Origin of the sequence: Pseudomonas fluorescens (assembly GCF_030344995.1) — a bacterium.
GTDB lineage: Bacteria > Pseudomonadota > Gammaproteobacteria > Pseudomonadales > Pseudomonadaceae > Aquipseudomonas > Aquipseudomonas fluorescens_BF.
On the sequence record NZ_CP128260.1, the window covers coordinates 3,689,616 to 3,713,930 of the forward strand.

General features: G+C 61.3%; 20 protein-coding genes. 9 read left to right on the forward strand and 11 right to left on the reverse strand.

The window, feature by feature from the left end; translation table 11 throughout:
- The first annotated feature begins 92 nt into the window (after positions 1-92).
- Both QR290_RS16400 and QR290_RS16405 read left to right on the forward strand, forming a co-directional pair.
- Positions 93-2,630 carry a PAS domain-containing hybrid sensor histidine kinase/response regulator gene (locus QR290_RS16400; protein WP_115078101.1) on the forward strand — a complete coding sequence of 846 codons (2,538 nt, stop codon included), beginning with the start codon at positions 93-95 and terminating at the stop codon, positions 2,628-2,630.
- Between the two features lie 50 nt (positions 2,631-2,680).
- Positions 2,681-2,956, forward strand: coding sequence for a peptidylprolyl isomerase (locus QR290_RS16405; protein WP_007952044.1), 276 nt, complete (start codon positions 2,681-2,683; stop codon positions 2,954-2,956).
- Positions 2,957-3,005: 49 nt separating this feature from the next.
- Here QR290_RS16405 and QR290_RS16410 read toward each other — a convergent pair whose 3' ends face one another.
- From QR290_RS16410 to QR290_RS16445, 8 genes are all read right to left on the reverse strand, one after another.
- The gene (locus tag QR290_RS16410) at positions 3,006-3,941 is read right to left on the reverse strand and encodes a sugar kinase (protein WP_289203096.1); all 936 of its coding nucleotides are present in this window, start codon (positions 3,939-3,941) and stop codon (positions 3,006-3,008) included.
- Positions 3,941-5,161, reverse strand: a complete 1,221-nt coding sequence (locus tag QR290_RS16415) for an amino acid deaminase (RefSeq protein ID WP_115078103.1) — start codon at positions 5,159-5,161, stop codon at positions 3,941-3,943. Before QR290_RS16415 ends, QR290_RS16410 begins: the two co-directional genes overlap by 1 nt.
- Positions 5,162-5,200: 39 nt before the next feature.
- Entirely contained in the window at positions 5,201-5,965 is a 765-nt protein-coding gene (locus QR290_RS16420) for an IclR family transcriptional regulator (RefSeq protein ID WP_115078104.1), read from the reverse strand.
- Between the two features lie 311 nt (positions 5,966-6,276).
- Complete coding sequence (locus QR290_RS16425) at positions 6,277-6,666, reverse strand: RidA family protein (RefSeq protein WP_039768794.1); 390 nt, start codon at positions 6,664-6,666, stop codon at positions 6,277-6,279.
- Positions 6,667-6,697: 31 nt separating this feature from the next.
- Entirely contained in the window at positions 6,698-7,495 is a 798-nt protein-coding gene (locus tag QR290_RS16430; RefSeq protein ID WP_007960239.1) for an amino acid ABC transporter ATP-binding protein, read from the reverse strand.
- The gene (locus QR290_RS16435; RefSeq protein WP_115078105.1) at positions 7,492-8,154 is read right to left on the reverse strand and encodes an amino acid ABC transporter permease; all 663 of its coding nucleotides are present in this window, start codon (positions 8,152-8,154) and stop codon (positions 7,492-7,494) included. Before QR290_RS16435 ends, QR290_RS16430 begins: the two co-directional genes overlap by 4 nt.
- A 9-nt stretch (positions 8,155-8,163) precedes the next feature.
- Positions 8,164-8,826 (reverse strand): amino acid ABC transporter permease, encoded by a 663-nt coding sequence (locus tag QR290_RS16440; RefSeq protein ID WP_289203097.1) that lies wholly within the window; start codon positions 8,824-8,826, stop codon positions 8,164-8,166.
- Positions 8,827-8,877: 51 nt separating this feature from the next.
- Positions 8,878-9,726, reverse strand: a complete 849-nt coding sequence (locus QR290_RS16445) for a transporter substrate-binding domain-containing protein (protein WP_115078106.1) — start codon at positions 9,724-9,726, stop codon at positions 8,878-8,880.
- Between the two features lie 338 nt (positions 9,727-10,064).
- On the opposite strand from QR290_RS16445, the gene QR290_RS16450 reads away from it, so the two are divergent.
- The 6 genes from QR290_RS16450 to QR290_RS16475 all read left to right on the forward strand — a co-directional run bounded on the left by QR290_RS16450 (position 10,065) and on the right by QR290_RS16475 (position 19,090).
- Positions 10,065-10,496, forward strand: a complete 432-nt coding sequence (locus QR290_RS16450) for a thioredoxin family protein (protein ID WP_115078107.1) — start codon at positions 10,065-10,067, stop codon at positions 10,494-10,496.
- Between the two features lie 175 nt (positions 10,497-10,671).
- Positions 10,672-11,826 carry a non-hydrolyzing UDP-N-acetylglucosamine 2-epimerase gene (gene wecB / locus QR290_RS16455; protein ID WP_289203098.1) on the forward strand — a complete coding sequence of 385 codons (1,155 nt, stop codon included), beginning with the start codon at positions 10,672-10,674 and terminating at the stop codon, positions 11,824-11,826.
- Positions 11,823-13,997 carry a cyclic di-3',5'-guanylate-activated glycosyltransferase NrfB gene (gene nrfB / locus QR290_RS16460; protein ID WP_289203099.1) on the forward strand — a complete coding sequence of 725 codons (2,175 nt, stop codon included), beginning with the start codon at positions 11,823-11,825 and terminating at the stop codon, positions 13,995-13,997. Before wecB ends, nrfB begins: the two co-directional genes overlap by 4 nt.
- A complete protein-coding gene (locus QR290_RS16465) occupies positions 13,994-17,152 on the forward strand; it encodes an NfrA family protein (RefSeq protein ID WP_289203100.1) in 3,159 nt (1,052 codons plus the stop codon). Before nrfB ends, QR290_RS16465 begins: the two co-directional genes overlap by 4 nt.
- Positions 17,152-18,030 (forward strand): DUF4434 family protein, encoded by an 879-nt coding sequence (locus QR290_RS16470; protein WP_289203101.1) that lies wholly within the window; start codon positions 17,152-17,154, stop codon positions 18,028-18,030. The genes QR290_RS16465 and QR290_RS16470 overlap by 1 nt, the downstream gene beginning before the upstream one ends.
- On the forward strand, positions 18,014-19,090 hold the full coding sequence (locus QR290_RS16475) for a GGDEF domain-containing protein (RefSeq protein ID WP_289203102.1): 1,077 nt from the start codon (positions 18,014-18,016) through the stop codon (positions 19,088-19,090). The genes QR290_RS16470 and QR290_RS16475 overlap by 17 nt, the downstream gene beginning before the upstream one ends.
- A gap of 5 nt (positions 19,091-19,095) precedes the next feature.
- On the opposite strand, the gene QR290_RS16480 is transcribed toward QR290_RS16475, so the two are convergent.
- Together QR290_RS16480 and QR290_RS16485 are read right to left on the reverse strand one after the other, a co-directional pair.
- Positions 19,096-20,652, reverse strand: coding sequence for a TerC family protein (locus QR290_RS16480; protein WP_007960262.1), 1,557 nt, complete (start codon positions 20,650-20,652; stop codon positions 19,096-19,098).
- Between the two features lie 301 nt (positions 20,653-20,953).
- Positions 20,954-21,358, reverse strand: a complete 405-nt coding sequence (locus QR290_RS16485) for a MerR family transcriptional regulator (RefSeq protein WP_085695943.1) — start codon at positions 21,356-21,358, stop codon at positions 20,954-20,956.
- Between the two features lie 79 nt (positions 21,359-21,437).
- Here QR290_RS16485 and QR290_RS16490 point away from each other — a divergent pair, with 79 nt between their 5' ends.
- Entirely contained in the window at positions 21,438-22,661 is a 1,224-nt protein-coding gene (locus tag QR290_RS16490) for an NADH:flavin oxidoreductase/NADH oxidase family protein (RefSeq protein ID WP_289203103.1), read from the forward strand.
- On the opposite strand, the gene QR290_RS16495 is transcribed toward QR290_RS16490, so the two are convergent.
- The gene (locus tag QR290_RS16495; RefSeq protein WP_289203104.1) at positions 22,658-24,304 is read right to left on the reverse strand and encodes a phospholipase D-like domain-containing protein; all 1,647 of its coding nucleotides are present in this window, start codon (positions 24,302-24,304) and stop codon (positions 22,658-22,660) included. The genes QR290_RS16490 and QR290_RS16495 overlap by 4 nt on opposite strands.
- Positions 24,305-24,315: the final 11 nt, after the last annotated feature.

The following is a 24,315-nucleotide window of genomic DNA, read 5'->3' on the forward strand; positions in this document are numbered from 1 at the left end:
AGACCGTGCGTCGTGACGCGACGGGTCTTACAGCGTCTACCGCACTAGGATAGTAGACGCCGCCTCACCGACCGATGCTCAGGATTGATGTGATGAACGCTGTACCGAACACCAACGACGCCCAGGCATTGATTGCCCGCACCGACTGGAGTCGCAGCCCGCTGGGCGCCTCCGGCACCTGGCCACAGAGCCTGCGCACCGCGGTGGACATCGTGATTCACTCGCCGATGCCGATGCTGCTGTTGTGGGGCCCGCAACTTACCCAGATCTACAACAACGGCTTTGCATTGCTGGCCGGCAACAAGCATCCGCACGCTTTCGGACAGCCGGCGCACCAGATATGGCCGGAACTTCGAGACTTTACCGACCCGATTTACAGCGCCGTCCTACAAGGCCAGGTACGAACCTACAGCGAACGGCGCTTTACCCTTCAACGGGACGGCCAGGATTCCGACTTCTGGCTGGATCTGACCTACAGCCCGATCCGCGACGAAAGCGCGCAGGTGGCCGGGATTCTGGTCACCGCCATCGAAACCAACGAGCGCCGGCGCATCGCCCTGGAACTGCAGCAACGTTCCGAAGACAGCCTCAAGGCCCAGCGAGAAAGTGAAGAACGTCTGCAACTGGCGCTGGCAGCCACCGATGCGGTCGGCACCTGGGATTGGGACATTGGCGAAGACCGCTTCATTGCCGACGCGCATTTCGCCCAGTTGCACGGTGTCGATCCGGCGCTGGCCGGTCAGTTGCCGATCAGCGAATACCTGCACGGCGTGCACCCCGAAGACCGCGCGCTGATCGCCCGCAGCATCAAGCATTGCATCACCCACGGCACCGAATACGCCGAGGAATATCGGCTGCTGCAAGCCAATGGCGAGCTGCGCTGGGTGTTCGCCCGCGGGCGCTGTTACAAGGACCATCATGGCCGGCCGATGCGTTTTCTCGGCGCCGCATTGGACCTCACCGAGCGCAAGCACACCGAACAGGCTCTGCGCCAAAGCCAGACCGAGCTGCAACTGATCATCAACGCCATGCCGATCCTGATCAGCTATGTCGACCACGAAGAACGCTTTCGCCTGAACAACGCCGCGTATCTCGATTGGTACGGGCTCACGCCTCAAGAACTGTACGGTCGCACGGTCCGCGAAGTGATCGGCGAAGAAGCCTATTTCCTGCGGGCCCCGTACATCGCCGAAGCCCTGGCCGGTCGTCCCTGCTCGTTCAGCCTGTACACACCCCACCGCGACGGCAGCCAGCGGCATGCCTTGATGAACTACCTGCCACGCCACGGTGCGGACGGCGCGGTGAACGGTTTTTACATCTTCGTGATCGACGAGACCGAACGTAAAAAGACCGAAGAAGCTCTGCGCAACCTCAATGAAACCCTTGAGGAACGCGTGAGTGCGCGCACCGAGCAACTGGCCCAGGCCAACCAGCGTTTGCAGAACGAGATGTTCGAACGCGAGCGCGCCGAAGACGCCCTGCGCCACGCGCAGAAAATGGAAGCGGTCGGCCAGCTCACCGGCGGCATCGCCCATGACTTCAACAACATGCTGACCGGCATCATTGGCAGCCTCGACCTCATGCAGCGCTACATCGCCAGCGGCCGCGCCGATGAGATCGGCCGTTTCACCGATGCGGCGGTGTCCTCGGCCAACCGCGCGGCTGCGCTGACCCACCGTCTGCTGGCGTTCTCCCGGCGTCAGTCGCTGGATCGCAAGACCATCGACGTCAACGAGCTGATCCACTCACTGGAAGACCTGATCCGCCGCACCAAGGGCGATCCGATCGAGCTCAAGTTGCGTCTGGCCGACAGCGTATGGGCGGTCAGCACTGACGTCAGTCAACTGGAAAACGCCCTGCTCAACCTGGTGATCAACGCCCGCGATGCCATGCCCGACGGCGGCGAGCTGCTGATCGAAACCGCCAACGTCTACCTCGACGGCAACGACATCACCACCCTAGAACCGGTCAAGGCCGGGGATTACCTGATGCTCGCGGTGAGCGACAACGGCACCGGCATGACGCCGTCCGTGCGTTCGAAGGCGTTCGATCCGTTCTTCACCACCAAGCCGATCGGTCAAGGCACCGGGCTCGGGTTGTCGATGATTTATGGCTTCGCCCAGCAATCCGGCGGGCACGTCAGCCTCGACAGCCTGCCGGGTCAGGGCACCTGCGTGCGCCTGTATTTGCCGCGTTTGTATGCACTGGAACCGGAGCGGCCGGTCATCGAAACGGTCACCGAGGTCCCCGCTGTCGCCACCGGCGAAACCGTGGTGGTGGTCGAGGACGATCCGGCGGTGCGCATGCTGGTCATGGACCTGCTCAAGGAGCTGGGTTATCGCGCCCATGAAGCCGAAGACGCCAAGGGTGCCCTGCCGTTGCTCGAATCCGATCTGCGGGTTGACTTGCTGGTGACCGACGTCGGCCTGCCGGGCATGAACGGTCGGCAAATGGCGGAGATCGCCCGCCAGCATCGTCCGGGGCTCAAAGTGTTGTTCATGACCGGTTACGCGCAGAAAGCCGCCGAGCGCCAGGGTTTCCTTGAGGACGGAATGGACATGGTCGCCAAGCCGTTTTCCATCGAACAGCTGGCCGGCAAGATCCGCACGATGATCAGCCAAAACCCGTGACTTGAGGCATAATCCGCGCCCCGCCGTCACCCCGCTACAGGTATTGCACGATGAAAGCCCAAGCCCGCCACATTCTGGTGAAAACCGCCGAAGAGGCTGAAAAACTCAAACAACGCATCGCCAACGGTGAAGCGTTCGATGTGCTGGCGAAGAAATTTTCGACCTGCCCGTCCGGCAAGCGCGGCGGCGATCTGGGTGAAGTGCGGCCGGGGCAGATGGTCGGTGCGATCGATGCGGTGATCTTCAAGAAACCATTGCGCACGGTGCACGGGCCGATCAAGAGCAAGTTCGGGTATCACCTGGTACAGGTGTTTTACCGCGACTGATCCAGTTCCCTGAAGGCGCGGCTTTCGGCAGCGCCTTCAGGGATCGGCATCAATCTTTGGGGATCAGCGCCCCTGGCACTTGAATGACCTGACTGGCCAAACGATGTCCCGCCTCCGCCGCCTGCGCGGGGCTTGCGCCGGACAAGCGACTCGCCAGATACGCCGCACTGAACGAATCCCCCGCCGCCGTGGTGTCCACCACCTTCTCGACCTTCTGTGCCGGCACTTCGAACGCTTCCCCGTCGCAACGGATCAGACAGGCTTCAGCGCCGCGCTTGAGCACCACTTCCGGCGTGCCGATCTGCGCGTACGCTTCAAACACCGCGTCACAGTCTTCGAAATGGAACAGTGCCTGCTCGTCGTCCACCGTCAGCAACGCCAGATCGACATGCGGCAAGACGCTGCGATACGCCGCCCGTGCCTCTTCCACCGAGGCCCACAGGCGTGGTCGGTAGTTGTTGTCGAAGACGATTCGCGCGTCACGCTGACGGGCTTCGATCAAGGTCTGGATCAGTTTTTCCCGACCTTGCACACCGAGTACCGCCAGCGTGATACCGCTGAAATACAGCACGTCGTAATCCGGCAGCGCCGCCAGAATCGGCGCAGCCGCCGGCGTGGTGAAGCAGTCGCGAACGGCGGCTTCGTTACGCCAGTAAAGGAAGCGACGCTCCCCGGCAGCGTCGGTCTGAATGCAATACAAACCGGGCAGGCGACCGGGCAAGCGCTGGACCAGATCCAGACCAATGCCTTCGTCGGCCCAAATACGGCACATCGCGTCACTGAAGCTGTCATCACCCAACGCGGTGACGTAATCGACCTGCGCCTTGTCGCCCATGGCGCGGGACAGATAGACCGCCGTATTCAGCGTGTCACCGCCAAAGCTCTGTTGCAGGCTGCCATCGGCACGTTGCTGGAGTTCGATCATGCATTCGCCGATCAGGGCGATGCGCGGGGTGTTCGGACCCAATGGACTGATCGTGTTCATCAGAAACAGGTTTCCATGGTTTCGATCACCGACAGCTGCTCGTCCACCAGCAGCCCTACGCGCCACTTGTCGAAGGTCAGGCACGGGTGCGAAGTACCGAAGGAAATGATGTCGCCGACGCGTAACTCAACGCCCGGCGCCACGGTCATGAACGCGTGCTGGTCCATCACCGCCGTCACTTTGCAGGCGCCGACATCGTCGCCCACTGCCGGCAGCACGCCGGCCTTGTAACGCAGCAGCGGCACCGGCATCCCGGCATCGAACGCAACGTCACGCTTGCCCAAGGCAATCACCGCAAACCCCGGCTCCGGCATCGACTGCACGTGAGCCCAGACTTCCAGCGCCGGACGCAGGCCTTCGTGCAGGTCGCTGCGACGGTCGAGCACGCAGCACTGCGCCTCTTTATAGATGCCATGGTCGTGGGCCACATAACTACCGGGACGCAGCACGCTGAGGAAACGCCCGCCAGCGTTCTGCGCTTCGAACGACTCGGCAATCAGGTCGTACCAGGCCGAACCCGACGCAGTGATGATCGGCTTGGCGATGGCGAACGCGCCGCTGTCCTGCAATTGCACCGCCAGACGCACCAGCGAGGCCGCGAATTCACGGATGCCGCTGACCGCGTGATCGCCATGGATCACGCCTTCGTAACCTTCGATGCCAGTCAGGGCCAGCGCCGGTTGTGCGCCGATGGCCTTGGCCAGTTCGATGACTTCCTGCTCGCTGCGGCAACCGCAGCGGCCGCCGACCACGCCGTATTCGATCATCACGTTCAGCCGCACGCCACGGGACGCGAAGTAGGCACCCAGATCGGCGACGTTGTCCGGGTGATCGACCATGCAATAGAAATCGAAACCGGAATCGGCCGCCAACAAGTCGGCAATCAGCGCCATGTTCGGCGTGCCGACCAGTTGATTGGCCATCAACACCCGGCGCACGCCGTGGGCGTATGCGGCGCGGGTCTGGGTGGCGCTGGCCAGGGTGATGCCCCACGCACCGGCGTCGAGCTGACGACTAAACAGCGCCGGGGTCATGCTGGTCTTGCCGTGGGGCGCGAGTTCGGCGCCGCTGTCGCTGACGAATTTCTGCATCCAGCGGATGTTGTGCTCCAGCGCTTCGCGGTGCAGCACCAGCGCCGGCAGGCTGATGTCACGCACCAGTTGCGCGCCGAGGGCGGCATCGCCCTTTTCCACGGCAGCAGTGTTGTTGGCAGTCGTCATGGTCGAACTCCTCACAGTCGCGCCCGCAGGCAGGCGCGGTTATTCGTTGATTCGCCGGGCGAGGCTGTTGGCGCTCTCGATCAAAACCCGGCGATAGTCGTTGTAATTGGTCTTGGCATCGGCGCGCGGGGCGACGATGCACAGGGTGCAGATGGCAACGCCTTGAGGGTCTTTGACCGGGGCGGCGAAGCAATGGGTGAAGGTGTCGGCGACACTGTCGAAGGAAAAGAAACCGTCGATGCCGGCCTGACGGATTTCCGCCAGAAACGTCTCCATCGGCAGGCGTTCGCCACCGGGCAGAATGAAGTCGTCGGGGTCGATCAGGTCGCCGATCTGCTGGTCGCTCAAGTGCGCCAGCAGCAGGCGCCCGGAGGCGGTCCACGGGATCGGTGCGTTTTCGCCGATATCGGAAGAAATGCGGAAATGCCGCTCGCCCTCCTTCATCAGCGCCACCGTGTACTTGCGACCGTTGAGCAGGCACATCTGCGCGGTTTCCCGGGTCTGGCTGACGATCTCCTGCAACGCGTGATCGGCCTCGCGACTGAGGTCGAAGTGACGCAGATGCGCCTGGCCAAGGAAGTACAGCTGACGACCGAGATAGACGTGACCGTCCTTGCCCACCGGCTCCAGAATCCGCCGATCGAGCAATGACGCCACCAGTTCGTAGACCGTGGATTTCGGGCTGCCGATACCGTTGGCGATGTCGTTCGGACGCAGTGGCTGGCCGATTTCCTTGAGAAAATCGAGGATATCGAACGCCCGGTCCAGACCGCGTGCCCGGCGCTTGATAGTGTCTTCGGTCATTTCAGTGGTTCCCATAAAAGATGCCGGGATGGTAACTGGCCCTTGGCGTTGTGTCAGTTGGATCGCAGCCCTCACCCCCCGCCCTCTCCCAAGGGGAGAGGGAGCCTGACCGTATCGATGCATGACTAGCTGACAAACGCCAAACTCTGCATCGATACAAATCAGTCCTTCTCCTTGAGGAGAAGGAGCCTGACCGCATCGATACATGACTAGCTGACAAACGCCAGACTGTGCATCGATAGAGGTCAGTCCCCTCTCCTGGGGGAGAGGGCTAGGGTGAGGGGGCTACGGCCTCAGCAACGCCACATCTCTCAAGCCTTCTTCTTGTACGCAATGCAGTCGATCTCGACCTTGCAGTCGACCATCATGCTCGCCTGCACACAGGCCCGGGCCGGTGCGTGTTCGGGCTTGAAGTACTCGCCGAAGACCTTGTTGAAACTGGTGAAATCCCGTGGATCGTCCAGCCACACGCCAGCGCGTACCACGTCTTCCAGGCCATAACCGGCCTCTTCGAGAATCGCGATCAGGTTCTTCATGGTCTGGTGCGTCTGCTCGACGATGCCGCCCACAATGATCTCGCCATCCACCGCCGGCACCTGACCGGAAACGTGCAGCCAGCCATCGGCCTCGACTGCGCGGGCGAATGGACGAGGCTGGCCGCCAGCTGCGGTGCTGCCGGTGCCGTAACGAGTAATGCTCATGGGTGTTTCTCCTGATTGAAAAAGTGAAAAGTCAGAACCGCGTGCTTTTGAGAAATTCCGCCAGCCGCGGCGATTGAGGGCGCTCGAACAGTTCCTTGGGAGGCCCCTGCTCTTCGATGCGCCCCTGATTCATGAAAACGATCTTGTCCGAGACCTCGAAGGCAAAACGCATTTCGTGGGTCACCAGCAACATGGTCATGCCGTCCTCGGCCAGGCCCTTGATTACGTTCAGCACTTCGCCGACCAGTTCCGGGTCGAGGGCCGAGGTGACTTCGTCGAACAGCATCAGGCTCGGGTTCATCGCAATCGCCCGGGCAATCGCCACGCGCTGTTGCTGACCGCCGGACAACTGGCCGGGAAAGTGATTGCGCCGCTCCAGCAGACCGACCCGCTCCAGCCATTTCTCGGCCAGGACCACGGCTTCGTCCTTGTGCATCTTTTTGACTTTCAGCAGGCCGAGCGTGACGTTCTGCAGCGCGGTGAGGTGCGGGAACAGATTGAATTGCTGGAACGCCATGCCGGTCATCGCACGATGACGGGCGATGACTTTTTCCGGGTGACGCACGCGCTTGCCATTGAGTTCGTCATAACCGATGGATTCGCCGTCGAGCAGGATCTGCCCGCCCTGGAATTCCTCGAGCATGTTCACGCAACGCAGCAGCGTGGTCTTGCCCGAACCGCTGGAGCCGATCAGCGTCACCACGTTGCCGCGCTGCATGCTCAGGTCGACGCCTTTGAGCACTTCGACCGCGCCGTATTGTTTGTGCAGGCCACGGATGTCCAGCAGGGGCTGGCCGTTCTGGACGTTGGAAACTTGAGCTTGAGTCATGGCAGGGCCACCCGCTTTTCAATGTGCCGGCCGAGTAATTCGATGCCGTAGTTGATGACGAAGAACAGAAAACCGGCGAACAGATAAAACTCCAGGGTCATGAACGTCCGGGCGATGATCTGCTGGGTACTGAGCAACAGCTCGGCCACGCCGATCACCGACAGCAGGGTCGAAGCCTTGACGATCTCCGTGGACGAGTTGACCCAGGTCGGCAGGATCTGCCGTAGCGCTTGGGGCAACAGCACATAGCCGAGGGACTGATAGAACGTCAGACCGATGGCCTTGCTCGCTTCCATCTGCCCACGCGGCAACGCCTGCAATGCACCGCGCACAATCTCGGCCACGTGGGAGCCGCAAAACAGCGTCAACCCGAGCGCGCCGGCCTGAAATGCGCTGATCTGCCAACCGAGCGCCGGCGCCATGTAGAAGCAGGCCAGCACCAGCACGAACACCGGGGTGCCGCGAATCAGGTCGACATAAAAGCGGAACGGCGCGCGCATCCAGAACTTGCCGTAGGTGAGCACCAGCCCGGCGAATACGCCGATAATCGTGCCGAACAGAATGGCCAGCGCCGACACCTGCACGCTGGTCAGAAAGCCTTGCCACAAGGCTTCGCGGGCAATCCACAACTCATGCAACCAACTGGGGGATTCGTACATCGCAGCCTCCTATCGGCGGATTGCCAGACGCTGCTCGAGGTACCGCAGCAGCATGGCAATGAGGTAACAGGCCGCGACATACAACGCCGTGGTCACCAGCCAGGTTTCGATCACCCGGTAGCTTTCGACGTTGATCTTGCGCGCGTAATAGGTCAGCTCCGGCACCGCAATCGCGGCGGCCAGCGAGGTGTCCTTGAACAGCGAAATGAAGTTGTTCGACAGCGCCGGCAGCACGTTGCGCAGCATCACCGGCACGGTGACGTAGGCCTTCACCTGCCACTCGCCCAGCCCAATGGCCAGCCCCGCTTCGCGCTGGCCCTTGGGGATGCTCAACAAACCGCCGCGGAACACTTCGGTCAGGTACGCCCCGGCATACAGCGATAGCGTGACGATGAACGACGGGATCTTGTCCAGCCGGATCCCCAGACTCGGCAATGCAAAGTAGATCAACAGAATCAACACCAGAATCGGCGTGTTACGGATCACCGTCACATACACCGATGCCAGCACCCGCAAGGCGCGATGCTTGGACAGCAAGGCAAACGCCATCAGCAGGCCGATCACGCAGCCGATGGCGATCGACACCAGCGCCAGTTCGAGGCCCAGACCGAGCCCCGCCAGCAAGGTGTCGAAATCGCGCCACACGGCGGCAAAGTTCAACTGATAGTTCATGGTTGGCAGTACCTTGAGCGGGGCGCATCAGGGCGCCCCACTCTCACGGGATCATTTGAATTCGACGGGGAAACCGATAGCGGGCGATGGCAGATCGACGCCGAACCACTGCTTGAACGATGCCGCGTAGGTCGGGAACTCAACGCCGGTCATGGCTTCATGCAGGGTGGTGTTGACGAAGTTCAGCCAGTCCTGATCGCCACGTTTGACGGCGCAGGCGTAGGTCTGCGGGCTCCAGGCATAAGTCGGGCTGCGGTAACGGCCAGGGTTCTGCACCATCAGGTATTTGACCGAAGACTGATCGGTGGCGGCGGCATCGGCGCGACCGGAGTTCACCGCCTGATACATCAGATCGACGCTGTCGTACTGATCGACCTTGGCCTTGGGCAGTGCCTGGTGCACCAACTCTTCGGCGTACACGTTCTGTAGCACCGCTACGGTCACGCCGTCACCAGCGGCCTGCAGGTCTTCGATTTCCTTGTATTTGCTGTTGTTCGGCAGCAGCAGGCCGACGCCTTCGCGGTAGTACGGCAGGGTGAACGCCACTTGCTGCGCACGGCTGGCGGTGACAGTGATGAACTGGCAGCTCATGTCGACCTTGTCGGTCAGCAGATTGGGAATCCGCGCATCGGACGACTGCACCACGAACTCGACCTTGCTCGGGTCATTGAACAGCCCCTTGGCCACCATCCGGGCAATGTCGATATCAAAGCCCTGCAACTTGCCGTCCGCGCCCTGAAAGTGCCACGGCGCATTGGTGCTGCCGGTACCCACAATCAGTTTTCCACGAGCCAGGACGCTGTCGAGCTTGCTGTCGGCAGCATGGGCCATACCCATGACAGCGGACGAAGCCGCAAGAACAAAAACACACGCTTTGAACAAGGAAGGTCGGCGATGCATGGCAAGCACTCCAGAGGATTGTTTATTCCGCTATACCGGAACACGGTTTGTTACTACGGAATAGACAGCAGAAAGTGTGCCACAGGATTCGGGGGGAATCTGCAACGGATCGAAATTTGTTTTGAATCAAAGAGATGGATGTAACCCGTGGATCGGTGTAACCAAAAGTGATTCCGCGCCTCGCTACTTTGCGCCACACATGGCGGGTAGCCGGGCCACATCCTGGTGCGCGATGCACGATTGGGCGCGGGCTGCACCTGTCAACTCTGACAGTTGCGGCAACGGTCGCAGCGCCCCTAACGTCGCACTGTCCAGCACATCGAATAAAGGAGGCTTCAATGACGACGCCGACTCGATATTCAGCATTGCCCCCGACGTACCGGAAGGTCTTGAAAGCCAGACGCCTTGTCGTTCTGTATTTCTTCAACGAACACTGCGGCGCCTGCGTTTTCGCAGGTCCGGTTTTCCTCGAAATCGCCAAACCTTTCCGGCCCTGGATGGATATCTTCATGCTCGATACCGCACAGTCGTGCCGGCATCCGGATGTCACGGGCACGCCGACGGTGCTGTTCTACAAGGAAGGCGTTCTGGTCAAAAAGCTGAAAGGCATCGGCGCGGAGGAATCCCTCCTGCAAGACTTCACCCAGCACCTCGGCAAACCCAGAACCTGCGCCGCTGCGCGCAAACCGGCCCATGACCTGAGCTGGCTGCGCCACACCCTCAGCACCCTCTGCACCATCCCCCGCGCAAAACGATGGAACTTTTCCTGAAAGTGCCACCTAAGAGCCATCAGGTAATGGCACCTTCGTTCCAATTGATCTGTAACAACTAGCCTCGAAGCCGGATTGGACAAGCTCCCATCCGGCTGCTTTTCTTTATTTCTCAGAAAGAGACAAGTGCTGCCGGCCCTCTGGTCGCAGCCTTGCTTCGTCCCAGGAGGGGTCAATGTCCTTTAAAGTCATGATGGTTTTCGGTACTCGCCCGGAGGCCATCAAAATGGCCCCGCTGGCCCGGGTTCTGCGTCAGTGGCCCGACATCACACTCAACATCTGCTCCACCGGCCAGCATCGCGAGATGCTCACTCAGGTGCTGGACGCATTCGAACTGACGGTCGACGAAGACCTGCAAGTCATGACCCAGGGCCAGACCCTGAATGGTCTGTCGCAGCATCTGCTCGCCCAACTCGATCAGGCCTACGAACGGGTCAAACCGGACATCGTGCTGGTGCACGGCGACACCACCACCAGTTTCATCGCCGCCCTCGCCGCGTTCAATCGTCAGTTGCCGATCGGTCACGTCGAAGCAGGTTTGCGTACCGGCAACCTGCGCGCCCCCTGGCCCGAGGAAGCGAATCGACGCCTGACCGGCGTGATTACCGACCTGCATTTCCCGCCGACCTCCAAGTCCGCCGCCAATCTGCTGCGCGAAGGCGTACCCGAAGACAACATTGAAATCACCGGCAACACCGTGATCGATGCCCTGCTGTGGATGCGCAAGCACCAGCAGGAAATCGACTGGCATCCTTCCGCCGATTCGCCTCTGGCGGCGATTGATGATCAGTGTCGGATGATTCTGGTCACCAGCCATCGACGGGAAAATCTCGGCGACGGTTTCCGCAATATCTGCCAGGCGCTGGCTGAACTGGCCGAGCAATACCCGGACGTGCAATTTGTCTATCCGGTGCACCTCAACCCGCTGGTGCAGGAGGTGGTGTACGGCATGCTGGCCAACAAACCGAACATCTATCTGGTGCCACCGCAGGACTATCCGAACTTCGTCTGGCTGATGGGCCGCGCGCACTTCATCCTGACCGACTCCGGCGGCGTCCAGGAGGAAGCCCCGGCGATCGGCAAACCGCTGCTGGTGCTGCGCGACGTCACCGAACGGCCTTCGGTGCTTGAGAGCGGCACCATGCTGCTGGTGGGCACCGACAAGGCGCGCATCGTCAAGGAAGCCCGCCAACTGCTGGACGACCCGGACACCTACGCGCGCATGAGCCGCGTGCACTTCCCCTATGGCGACGGTCACGCCAGCGAACTGATCGCCACCCGCCTCCACGCCTGGCTGAGCGCACGCTCGGCGGCGGGTAAAGGGGTATGAGTCTGGGTTGGGTCGATTTCTTCGCGTATGTGCTGTTCGGTCTCAAATATGTGGCGATTGCCCTCGCCCTGCTGATGTTCATCCTCGGCCTCGATGACCTGTTCATCGACCTCGTGTACTGGAGCCGCAAGTTCATCCGGCGCTGGCGGATCTACGAGAAATTCAAGCGTGCCGACGAGGAACGGCTGTATTCGATTCCCGAGAAACCGCTGGCAATCATGGTGCCGGCGTGGAACGAAGTCGGCGTGGTCGGCGAAATGGCACGCCTGGCCGCCTCGACCATCGACTACGAGAACTATCAGATTTTCGTCGGCACCTACCCCAACGATGCCGAGACCCAGGCCGATGTCGACGCGGTGTGCCAGCACTACCCCAACGTGCACAAAGTGGTCTGCGCCCGGCCCGGCCCGACCAGCAAGGCCGACTGCCTGAACAACATCATCGACGCAATCCTGCGCTTCGAGAGCGAGGCGAAAATCCAGTTCGCCGGGTTCATCCTGCACGATGCCGAAGACGTGATTTCGCCGATGGAATTGCGCCTCTACAACTACCTGCTGCCGAACAAAGACCTGATCCAGATTCCGGTCTATCCCTACGCGCCGGAGTGGAAAGGCTTCACCGCCGGGCATTACGTCGACGAGTTCGCGGAAAACCACGGCAAGGACGTCATCGTCCGCGAAGCCCTCACCGGTCAGGTGCCCAGCGCCGGCGTCGGCACCTGCTTCAGCCGCAAGGCCATCAGCGCCCTGCTGGAAGACGGCGACGGCATTGCCTTCGATGTACAGAGTCTCACCGAGGACTACGACATTGGTTTCCGCCTCAAGCAGAAAGGCATGAAATGCATCTTCGCCCGCTATTCGGTCAGCGATCCGAAACTGGCGCTGGAGCAACCCTGGGTGTTCGGCATGAACCGCGAGTTCTCCCAGGTGATCTGCGTGCGCGAGCACTTTCCCCGCGACTTGCAACATGCGATCCGGCAGAAATCGCGGTGGATTGTCGGCATCGTGTTCCAGGGCACCAAGAACCTCGGCTGGAGCCGCAAGGGTCTGCTCAACTACTTCCTGTGGCGCGACCGTCGCGGGCTGATCGCCTACCTGCTGAGCTTTCTGGTGAACCTGCTGTTCCTGGTGCTGCTGGCGATGTGGGCGGTGACGATCATTTCCCCGGACTCATGGCGCTATCCCTCGATCCTCGCCGACAGCTCGCTGCTCTCGGTGCTGCTGTGGCTCAACGGCCTGATGCTGCTCAATCGCCTGTTTCAGCGCGGCTGGTTTGTCACTCGTTACTACGGATTGGTCGAAGGCCTGCTGTCGGCGCCGCGCATGATGTGGAGCAACTTCGTCAACTTCTTCGCCAACCTGCGCGCCCTGCGCCAAGTGATGGAAATGGGCGATTCGCGGCGTGTTGCCTGGGACAAGACCACCCACGAATTTCCGGCGCTGACCAAGGCCCAGCGCACCCCGCTCGGCCATCGCCTGGTGGAAAAAGGCCTGCTGACCGAAGAGCAACTGGAAGCAGCGATCACCAGCCCCGTGCGCCGTCGACTGGGCCGCGAACTGTTGCTGCGTGAGTACATCGACAGCACTCAGCTCGTCGAGACACTGGCCGAACAGCTGGATCTGGAATGGGCACCACTCAATCCGTTCAAGCTCGACAAACGCTTGATCGATACGGTGCCGCGCCGGGTCGCCTCCCACTACGGAGTTCTGCCCGTGGCAGAAGAAGGCGACACGCTGATTCTGGCCTCCGAAGGCCCGGTCAGTCAGGTCTCGCTGGGCGCCATCAGCCGTCAATTGAAACGCCCGGTGCGCAGCCGTCTCGCACCTCAGGGCCGCGTCACATTGGGGATTCGTTACTGGTACGCCAGCCCCCGCCAGAATGAGGAAGTGCGTCATATGCTCGAAGTGCTTGAGCGCCATCAGGACGATAAAGCCCTGCTGGAGCGGGTCAGCCGCCATCAGGTGCTGCTGGGCAATCTGTTGCAGGTACGCGGTATGGTGCCGCCAACTTTGTTCAACCAAGCGCTGATCGACTTCGATGCCGAAAAAATGTCACTTGGCGAACACCTGATTTCCCGGGGCATGATTACCCAAGAGGTACTGGAACAGGCCCTGGCCGATCAGGCCAGCGAACAGCAAGCCGCCTACCGCATTGTCCGGGAGGTCGCATGAAGCCCGTGCATCGTCACACCCTGTTATTGGGCAGCCTGCTGCTGGGCCTGAGCACCGCGTATCCGTTGCAGGCTGCGCCGCTGAGCGACTTTGAACAGTTCCGCAGCTATCCCTACATGGACCGCAGCTATCGCGAAGCAAAAAAGGGCAACTGGAAAGAAGTCGAACGACTGATGCGCCACTTGCTGGAAAAAGTCCCGAAAAACGATGAAGCCCGGGCACTTCTGGTGGAGTCCCTGGCCAAGCAACGTCGTTACAAGGAAGCGCTGCAAGCATTGCCGAACGACAGCGACGCCCTGCCCGACCTGCGCCTGACCTGGATCGAACAGGATCCGCCCACCAGCACTCAAGTAGAAAGCTGGATGGCCACCAGCAGCCTGAATGACCGCGTACGCCTCTGGCAGGCCTACAGCCTGAGCCTGGCCAAGTTCGGCGGCGCAGCCAAGGCCCACGACTGGTTGGCACAACTGGCGCCCAAGGGCGACGACAACATCCTGCGCCTGGCCCGCGCCAACTGGTCGGAGCAACTGCGCGACTGGAGCGGCACCATTGATCAACTGGCACCGCTGGCCGCACGCAAACAATTGGACGCCGAAGGCTGGCAACGGCTGGCCAACGCGTATGTGCAACGCCTCGATGAAAAACCGCTGCAGCAACTGCTGCAACAGGCGCCGAGTCCCGAGGCGGCGCGCAACATTCGTTTGGCGATGGTCGACCGCGCCATCGCCATGGGCCACGAGCAACAGGCCCAGCGCTGGATGCAGTCGTTACCGGCCAGCGACCTCGCCGATCCGGCGCAACGTCAACGTCTGTGGGAACTGGCGCGCAAGACCGAAGACGTGCCCACCGTGCAGCGCCTGAGCAACGATCTGCAACGGCCCTGCCTGGAAACCGCCGAATGGCTGTCGCGCCAGGATCCGGAAGCCGCGCTCAAGCAACTGCGCAGTTGTACGCCGACGGACGACCCTCAAACCTGGCTGGTACTCGCCCAGCGCCTGCAAGCCACGGACCTGCTGCAAAGCACCCGCCTGCCGGAGCCTTGGGATAGCCGTCGGCAAACGCAGGTGCTCGACATCTGGCAGGAGCAAGGTCGCAGCGCCGAGGTCAACGCCTGGCTGGCCGGCCAGAAGCAGACGCCCGATATCGTCAAGCGCCGTGCGGAACTGACGCAGCGCATGGGTCGGATGATCGAAGCAGAAACCCTGTGGGAACTGCATTACCGGCAAACCGGCAATCTTTCCTCGCTGAATCAGGCCACCTATCTGGCTGTGAATGCCGGTGATCGTGCGCATGCACAGCAGTTGCTGGAATCCGCATTTGATCGTCATGACGGGCGTCTGCCGGCGACGGCGTTGCAGCGTCTGGCCGGTTTGTACGCCGCAGCGCCATCCACGACACCGGAGCAACAGCGGCGTATGGCACTCCTGCTCAACCGAGTGGACGGCGCCACGCGCGGCCAACTGCTCGCGCAACTCGCGGAGACCGGGCAGTGCGATGCGGTGCAGCAAGCCATCGGCAGCCACCCGCAAGCGGCTGGCGATTACCGTGCGCTCGGTCGCTGCGCCATGCCTGATCGCCCGGGCGAAGCCGTCGTCTACTACCAGCAGGCTGAAAAGCTCGGTGATCGCGGCAGTCGTCTGCCGCTGGCCTATGCCCTGGAAGCGGCCGGTGATTCCGCCGGCGCACTGGCCATCTGGCGCAGCTTCCCGACCGCCGATCTCAGCGACAACGCCCGCCTGACAGCCAGTCGCAGCGCACTGAATGTCGGCGACAGCCAGACCGCAGAAACCTACTGGCAACAGAGCACCACTCGCGGCGCCAATGAATGGGCCCTCGGCGCAGCCATCGCCGACGCGCGGGGTGATCACGCCCAGGCACTGCAACGTCAGCGTCAGGCCCTGCAGCAGACACCGGATGCCGGGCATTTCTACGCCGCGTCGGTCACCGCGCAAAAGGCCGGGGACTTACCACAAAGCACCGCTTGGCTGGCCGAAGCGGCACGCCGCGAGCCGAACAATCCGCGTTACCGCGCCGACTACGGCATGCGTCTGGCCGGTGCCGAAACCCGCGAAGAACGCGCCACGGCGATCCCGTATCTGCAACAGGCCACCCGCGATTTCCCTGAGGATTACCGCTTGGGTGAAACCCTTGCCTGGCGCTACGACGAAGTCGAAGACAGCGCCTCCGCGCGCAAGGAACTGCGTCGGGTGATCGATCTGGAGCAGAACCCCGTGGCGGCCGATGACGAAGACGGCAGCATGGAGGCCCGGCGTTACCGCCAGCGCCGCGCTCATGAAACCTTGTCGCGGCGTGACAGTTTTACCGTTGCCAGCACCTGGTCACCGGCCGGGGTCTCGACCAACGACTTTCTGCGCCCGGATGACAGCGAAGGGAGCAAAAGGGTGACCCGCTCGCAGAACGTTCAGGTCGCGATGTGGGATCACGCGCTGGGTGAGGAGCCGAGTCGTGCCGGCAGTACGCTGTCGGTTTATGGCCGGCTGTTGTTCGGAGGCCAAGGTCGTTCCAGCTATGGCGAAACCTTCGCTACCGGCGTCGGCCTGCGCTACAAGCCGTGGGGCACGGCCAACGTCAACCTATATGCCGAAATCTACAAGCAAACCGGAGTCAGCGACGATGGCAGCGGCGGCATGCGCCTGGGACAGTTGTTCAGCCCGGTGAAAGTCTGGGATCAAGGTCACGACTACGATCGCTTCGGCCGCACCAGCACCGACTACCTGCTGCGCGCCACCGCCTCATTCCTCGATCAGGGCAAGTACCGCAATGACTGGCGTGTCGACGAAAACGAATGGGACGAGCGTTTTCTCTACCTTGATGCCGCGTGGTGGACCAAGGCCGGCGATCACCAGTGGCTGTCGCGCTTCCAGCAAGGTCACGCCTGGAAACTGCCGTTCAGTGGCGCCCAGACGATCATGCCTTACGGCTTCCTCGAATTTGCCAGCCAGGACCCGAGCAACGACTGGCGCCAGGACCTGCGCACCGGTGTCGGCCTGCGCTGGCAATGGTGGTACGACGAGGATCGCTACAACGCCTACCGGTCGAAACTGACGGTTCGCACCGAATATCAACAGTCGCTGGGCGGCAATCTGTATGAAGGCGGCAACGGTGTGCTGCTGGGCGTGGAGTGGAATTTCTGATGGCTCGATGGATGTTGTGTTTGTGTCTGCTGATGAGTGCCACCGTCGCCAAGGCCGATGAGCGAGTGTTCTATCAGCCGCTGAATGTCGATGCCGGCCTGACCCAGGCACAGTGGCAGAAAGTCTGGCAAGACACCGCGAAACAAGGCACGCGAACCGTGATCGTGCAGTGGACAGCCTATGGCGACTCGGACTTCGGCGGCGCCAATGGCTGGCTCGCCAACAGCCTGAAACTTGCTCAGCGACAAGGTCTGCAACTGGTGCTCGGCCTGGCGATGGACCCGGCCTTCTACAAACGCATCGATGAACTGGACAGCGCCGGTCTTGGCGCCTACTGGCAGGCACAACTGGGCCAGTCACTGGCCCAGCAGCAGAAGCTGCGCGAGGACTGGAAGCTGCCGGTCAGTGGCTGGTATCTGCCGCTGGAGCTGGACGACCTGCACTTTCTGGCGGCAGATCGGCGGGCCACGCTTCAGCGCCAATTGAAGGACTTCGCCGCGAAACTGGATGCGCCGCTGCATGTCAGCGCCTTCAGTGCCGGCAAGCTGGCCCCGGTGGTCAACGGTCAATGGCTGGGCGAATTGACGGCGGCCGGTGCACAAGTCTGGTGGCAGGACGGCGCGGGCACCGGTCGTTTGTCACCGCTGGTGCGCAACGGTTACGCCAGTGCACTGCCCTGCTCCGTGGGTATCGTGCGCGAAGCCTTCCGGCAGGTCAGCCGCGAAGGCGAGCCATTCCGTGCCGAACCGGCCAACCCGGATGCGACCTCGACCGGCTGCCATCAGAACGCGGTGTTTTCCCTGCGCTATCGACCGTGGGGCTCGGTAATCCTCGACAACCAACGCAAGCATCCGGGCAGCAATGTACAAAACCATTGAAGACGAAGTCCTGAAGAAGACCGCACCCGCCGAACTGTGGAGCGAGTTCATCCAGCATGAGTTCGAGCGGCTGCACACCTTCTGCCTGCTGATTTATCTGGCAAGCATCAGTGTCTGGATTGTCTTCGATCTGATCGTCAGTTTTCTGGGCGGCCAAGGGTTCACCTGGCGATCAATGGTGTTTCTGACGGTGTTTTCGATTCAGGCGGTCATTCTGCAGTTCACACGAAGGGCAGCCCATTTCGACATCCTGAACATCCTGTTCATCGTCGCCATGACCGTTGGCGTCCGACTGCTGATCGACGGTCTGCCCGCGAGCTTTCAACCTGCCTGGCTGGTACTGGGCGCCTCGAGCATGCTTTACAGCATTTCGGCTCTGCCCATCAGCCGCTGGTCGTTTTACACCTCGCAAGGAGTGATCTGGCTGGTGCTCAATCCGTTTTTGGGTACCGATATCGGGCTGTTCGAACTCAAAGGCGTGATGACCCTCGCCTACAGCGTGTTTCTCTGCGGGCTGACGATCTATACGTTTTTGAAGCTGCGCGAGGCCAAGCTCTACAACTACATCATGTCCAAGCTGTTGCTGGACCAGGCCTACAACGACACCCTCACCGAAATCCCCAACCGTCGCTCGTTCATGACCAGCGCCGGAAAAACCCTGCAAGCCGTACCGCGCGAGCATGACCATTACCTGGCGATGATCGACATCGACAACTTCAAGAAAGTGAATGATGTGTACGGCCATGACATAGGCGATGAGGTGCTCAAGCGCATCGCGGCGAACATCAAAACCGTGATGTCACGCTTCGAATACGCCCGACTGGGCGGTGAGGAGTTTGCGATTTATCTGGCCGGTGTGCGCCGCGAGGATGTCGAGGCGCTGGCCGGAGAGTTGTGCCGGGTGGTGCGTGAGCAACCGACCCGGCACCCGGTAACCATCAGCATCGGCGTGGCCCGGGTTGCGGACGGCGACACCCTCAACCAGGCGCTGATCAAGGCTGACGAAGCGCTGTACGAGTCAAAGCATACCGGCAAGGACCGATACACTTTTCATCAGTGAGGCCGTCAGGCCTCACGCACCAGCAACACCCGCGTCACGCGACGCTCTTCCACCGCCATCACGGTCATGCCCCAGCCTTCATGTTCCAGTCGATCGCCCTTCATCGGCAGGCGATCCAGCAGGCTCATCACCAGCCCGGCGAGGGTCTGGTAATCCTCGGTCGGCTCGGCGCGAAAACCGGTGTGCTCGCGGATGCGGGTCAGGTTCAGCGCACCGTTGACGATGTACCCGCCCTGCTCCTCGACCACGTCCGGGCCGGCGATTTCGCTGGCGTCCGGCAGTTCACCGGCAATCGACTCGAGAATGTCGGTCATGGTCAATACACCGACAAAATCACCAAATTCATTTACCACAAAGGCAATGTGGGTCGAGGCCGCACGCATTTGTTCCAGTGCGTTGAGGATCGAATAGCTGTCCAGCAGATTGACGGTCTTGCGCGCCAGGTGTTCCAGGTTCGGCTCGTTGCCGGCCAGGTACTCCTTGAGCAATTCCTTCTTATGCACGAAGCCCAGCGGCTCATCCACTGCGCCGTTACGAATCAGCGGCAAGCGCGAGTAGGACGAATGCATCAACCGCGTACGAATAGCTTCCGCGTCATCGGCCAGATCAATGTGATCGACATCGGCGCGTACCGTCATCAAGGCGCGAATCGGTCGCTCGGCCAATTGCAGCACGCCGCTGATCATCACCCGCTCGCGACGGTCGAACAGCTCCGCACTCGGCGCTTCACCGTTATCCAGCAAGTCGGAAATTTCCTCGCCGACTTCTTCCACCGCCAGTTTGCGACCACCCAACAGACGCATCACCGCATGGGCCGTACGCTCGCGCATCGGGCGCAAACCCTGCATCGAACGCTTGCGACGAGCGCGGGCGATCTGGTTGAAGATCTCGATCAGGATCGAGAAACCAATGGCCGCGTACAGATAACCTTTCGGAATGTGGAAGCCCAGGCCTTCGGCAGTCAGGGCAAAACCGATCATCATCAGGAAGCCCAGACACAGCATGATCACCGTCGGGTGGGCGTTGACGAAGCGGGTCAGCGGCTTGCTGGCAACGATCATCACACCAATGGACACGACCACCGCGATCATCATCACCGCCAGTTCATCGACCATGCCCACAGCCGTAATCACCGCGTCCAGGGAGAACACCGCGTCGAGCACGACGATCTGCGCCACGATCGGCCAGAACAGCGCATAAGCGGTGTTGGTCGAGCGCTCGCCGATATGGCCTTCCAGCCGTTCGTGCAACTCCATGGTTGCCTTGAACAACAGGAACACACCACCAAACAGCATGATCAGGTCACGGCCGGAGAAGCTCTTGCCGAAAACCTCGAACAAAGGTGCCGTGAGGGTGACCAGCCAGGAAATACTCGCCAGCAGGCCAAGACGCATGATCAGCGCCAGGCTCAAACCGATGATCCGCGCACGATCGCGCTGATGGGGTGGGAGTTTGTCCGCCAGGATCGCGATAAACACCAGGTTGTCGATACCCAGTACCAGTTCCAGCACGATCAGTGTCAACAAGCCCAGCCATGCCGTGGGATCCGCTAACCATTCCATAATCTGTCTCTATCTCTCGTCAGTGAATTCAGGCGGCCGGACACGGCAAAGTGCGGCGCGAAAGCTCGAAGGCTGCGCCATCAACGATAGTCGGTAGTCGGAAGACTGGATGTTGTGAGTGCGTCAAGACCGCGCGGTGGCGCGAGGGGAACAGGGTTCTTTGAATAGAACTGGGAGGCTCCGAGAGGGTGTTCATGCAAATCCTGAATGAAAAAAGGCCTTGAAGCGTACAGGCTCAGATGACTTTTCCTACAGCTGGAAATCATTTCAAAATCTGTACGCCGCACCTGTCTCCGGACTTTTACGGGTACAGCGTCGACAACACCCGGTCGGCATTGGCACCGCAGCTCATGCCTTCGGGCTTGGATTGAATGTTCTCGATCACCTCCAGCAGCCGAGCTTTGCTCTGGGCCAGATGCTGCTGCATGACTTCGATCTGCTCGACCTTGCGCGTCAGGCCTGCCACAAGTTCATCGTGCTTGAACTCACCGGTTCCGGCGGCCGGCAACAACTGCTTGAGTTCTTCCAGAGAGAACCCGGCCTGCTGGGCGCTGCGGATGATATTCAAGGTTTGCAGCACTTGTGGCGGGTAACGCCGGTAGCCATTGCCCTGCCGCTCCACTTTGGGAATCAGACCCTGAGCCTCATAAAAACGAATACTCGAAGCGCTCAAGCCACTCTGCTGCGCCAATTCACCGATTTTCATTTCAGCCTCGATTTGCCTGCTTGACATTAAAGTTAACTTTAAGCTTAGCCTCTCTCCATCACTGATGAGGAGTCAAGCAATGTCGCCCTTCCAGATTTTGAATCTGCCCAACGGTCAGACCGTCGGCAACCGTATCGCCAAAGCCGCCATGGAAGAAAACCTCGCGGACCGTGACCAGGCACCGTCCCGCGAACTGTTCCGCTTGTATCAGGCCTGGGCCGACGGCGGTGCCGGGTTGCTGCTGACCGGTAACGTGATGATCGACCGCCGCGCGATGACCGGCCCCGGTGGCGTGGTGCTCGAAGACGAGCGGCATCTGGAGCGCTTCCGCCAATGGGCTGAAATCGCCCGCAGCGGCGGCGCGCAGGTCTGGGTCCAACTCAATCACCCCGGCCGCCAGACCTTCGCCAACATGGGTCAGCAAGCGCTGGCGCCGTCGGCGGTGGCACTGGAAATGGGCTCGTTCTCGAAGCTGTTCGCCGAGCCCAAGCCGATGACCGAGGACGACATCGAAGAAGTCATTCAGCGTTTCGCAAAAAGCGCCGCGCTTGCCGAAAAAGCCGGATTCACCGGCGTGCAGATTCACGCTGCCCACGGCTATCTGCTCAGTCAGTTTCTCTCGCCGCTGACCAATCGCCGCACCGACCGCTGGGGTGGTTCGCTGGAAAACCGTGCGCGCCTGCTGCTGTCGGTGATCGAGGCCATCCGCCAGGCGGTGTCGCCGCAGTTTTGCGTGGCGGTGAAACTCAATTCGGCGGACTTCCAGCGCGGCGGCTTCGACACCGACGACGCGCGCCAAGTGATCGAATGGCTCAACGAGCAGACGATCGACCTGCTGGAACTGTCCGGTGGCAGCTACGAAGCCCCGGCGATGCAAGGCGAAGCGCGTGACGGACGCACCCTTGCCCGCGAGGCGTTCTTTCTGGAAATGGCCACCGAACTGGCCCGCGTCGCGCGCATGCCGGTGATGGTCACCGGCGGTATCCGCCGCCTGCCCGTGGTCGAACAAGTGCTCGACAGCGGGATCGCCATGGCCGGCATCGCCACGGCGCTGGCCATCGAGCCAAGCCTGGTCAAACACTGGCGCGAAGGCCGCAACAGTGAACCGCAACTGCCACCGATCCTCTGGAAACGCAAACCGCTGGCCGCACTGGCGAACATGGCCGTGGTGCGTTTCCAGATGGCCCGCCTGAGCCGTGGTCGCCGGCCCAAACCCGAGGTGTCGGCACTCTGGGCGCTGATCCGCGACCGGTTGTATCTCAGCCGCCGGACCCGCCAGTACCGTCAGGCAATGGAAGTCTAACGCCCGGAAAACCGCAGGCGAGATAACTGACGCAGATCGTCCTGGACGTAGTAGTCGTTGGTCCAGCTGTCATCCGCCGCCAACGGCTGTACCTGCTTCAATGCCAACTTCTTCGCGAAGTAGCGAAAACGGTAATGCTCGTAGAACCGCAGCAGTTCCAGGCCATAACGGTCCGCCAGATCGGTGTCGCCGCGAATGATCAGGTAGTTCTCGTCATTGCCGTTACTGGCAGAGGTGCTGAGGTTGTGGCTGCCGCTGATGATGGTCGGGCTGTCGCTGGTGAAGTCTGTGACCACCGCTTTGGTGTGCACCAGCAGGTTGCCTTTCTGGCCTTTCATGTTTTCTCGCAGCCAGCCTTCCAGCCCGGTGTTTAGCAGCGCGGTGGCGGCGAATTCGGCGGTTCGGTCGGCGTGAAACCCGGTGATGCGGCTGACGGTGTTTTGCAGGCCGTAACGCAGAATGTCGTCATGGGGCTGGCCGAGCAATCCGTTGAGAATCGCGTCGGGCAAGGCGAATGCGGTGACGAACAGCAGGTCTTTCTTCGCCCCCTCGATGATATCGACGAACTCCCGCAGATCGGCGCCGCCGGTACGCGGTGAAAACCCGGCGAACAAGGGCTGCGCCGGATTCATCGGGTTGTGTTGGGTGATCCAGTCGCGCGTGGCGCCGACGTCCGCCGGCTCGGCCCAGATCTGTTCGAAGGTTTTCAGGTAACTCGCGCTGACCGCCGATTCGTCCAGCACATGCACCACGTTGGCCTGGCGGTACACCCCGTTGGCGGTGAAGTTAGTGCTGCCGCACAACACGGCTTGCGGCTGGCGCTCACCGCCTCCGTCGAGGCGGCTGAGGACGATGAACTTGTTATGGAAAATATTGTGGGTGACCCGCCCCCGTTTGCTGGTCGCCGGCAGTTTCGCAAGGCTCGCTTCGTTGATTGTCGTGTCTTCGTCGTCGGGCCGGGCGTGATACAGCACACGCACTTGAACACCCCGATCGAACGCTGCGTTCACCGTGTCGACGATGGCTTGCAACTGGTATTCGTAGATAGCGATGTCCAGCGCCCACTGACCGTCCACCGCACGCTCGATGAATCTTTGCAGGCGCCCGAGCAGACCGTTCTCCAGCCACTGACGCGCCGCGTCGGGCCAGGCTTCGATGGGCATGTTCTTGTTGGCACTGATCTGTGCGTCGAGATCGGGAAATTTGCGCTGAAACGCCTGACTGGCGGCCACGGCGCGGTTGAAGATCACGCCCTGATTGGCGGGATGACCGTCGTCGGAGCGGATCGTCAGTTCCAGCGCTTCACCGAGTTGCGGCGCATCCGGTGAGCCATACGCCAGGTGCACGCGATAGTGAATCGTCATGCCTGGATTGACCGCGTAATCGGCCCAGCGAAATTTCTGTAGCGGTGCCTTGTCGCTCGGCGTGGCGTGGAATTGCGGGAAGGTATGGGCCTTGCCGGGAAAAGTCAGGCTGTTGAACAGGAACAGCCAAGGTTTGTCGCCCTGCTGCTTTTCGATGGCAAACCCCAGCAGGCCTTTGCGGCGGGGTTCGGCGAGGTCCATGGCGAGCAGCACGCCGTTGGTGCCGGCGTAAGCCTTGACGCGAAAATCGTCCTGCGGGTTGGCGACCAGTACGCGCATGATTCACTCCT